Source organism: Patescibacteria group bacterium (assembly GCA_024238995.1).
Classification (GTDB): domain Bacteria; phylum Patescibacteriota; class Minisyncoccia; order Minisyncoccales; family JANBVM01; genus JANBVL01.
Genome location: JANBVL010000011.1, coordinates 1 through 975, shown reverse-complemented (window position 1 = coordinate 975; position 975 = coordinate 1). Strand labels below are relative to the sequence as shown.

2 protein-coding genes are annotated in these 975 nt (G+C 30.3%); both read left to right on the top strand.

Translation table 11 applies throughout. From position 1 onward, the window contains the following. A partial coding sequence (locus KJI70_03320) for a hypothetical protein (protein MCP6718536.1) occupies nt 1-404 on the top strand: 404 nt, incomplete at its 5' end. Between the two features lie 244 nt (nt 405-648). Next, nucleotides 649-975, top strand: a 327-nt coding sequence (locus tag KJI70_03315; GenBank protein ID MCP6718535.1) for a hypothetical protein, incomplete at its 3' end; no start/stop codon positions are given.

The window sequence follows — 975 nt, the reverse complement described above, 5'->3', positions numbered from 1 at the left end:
TTATTTTAGGTTTAATAATTATAGGAGTTATTTTCTTTACTCAGTATGAGAAAATATTTAATTTCTTACAATATGGACAATTAGATAAACCAGTTTTAACTGAAGAAGATGTAAAGGAAATTAGATATGAAGCAACTGAAACAGGAGATATTGCTCTTTGTAAAAAACTTCAGGATCAGGATAAAGATTACTGTGAATATGTCGTTATTAATGCTGAAGCTGGTCGAAAACAAGATCCAAGTATTTGTGACGCTCTTCAAGACGAACGTAGAAGGAATGTGTGTAAAGACAATGCTATTATAACTAAAGCTATGAATGAGCAAGATGTGTCTTACTGTGAAAACATAATTGACGAAGAAAGGGTTGATTATTGTAAAGAGCAAGTAAGCGCTCTCATCCTATAACCTTTTTAGAGTAAGAATACAAACCATTATGCACAATACGTTCTATTGAGGTCATCGTTTCAATAAAGTATAAATGAGAAAATTTAAAAAATTTGAAGAAAGAATAAAAAACAGGCAAAGTTGCCTGTTTTTTAATATTGAATATGTTAAAATGAAATTGTAAATCAGATATTAACTAAAATTAGCAAAGGTTTTTGATTGAATAAAAAATTTAATTAAAAACTCAAGACTAATTAAAAAAAACATGAACAAATACAATACATTGATACTCACAATAAGTGTTTTAATGTCATCATTATTAGCTGTTTATTGGATTTCAGCCTGGACTGAACCATCAACAGCTCCACCAACAAGCAATATTTCAACTCTCATAGATACCAGCACTACTGCTCAAACTAAATCAGGAGAATTAACTGTTACAGTTTTAAAAACTAGTCAAGGCGCAGGTAGTGGTGTGATCATCTACTCAGGAGGAGATTTAGAGATTAAAACTTCTGACAATTCAGGAGGAGCTTTGTTCTATGTTGATACTAATGAAGAATTAGTAGTTAGATCCAAACTTAAAGTAGAA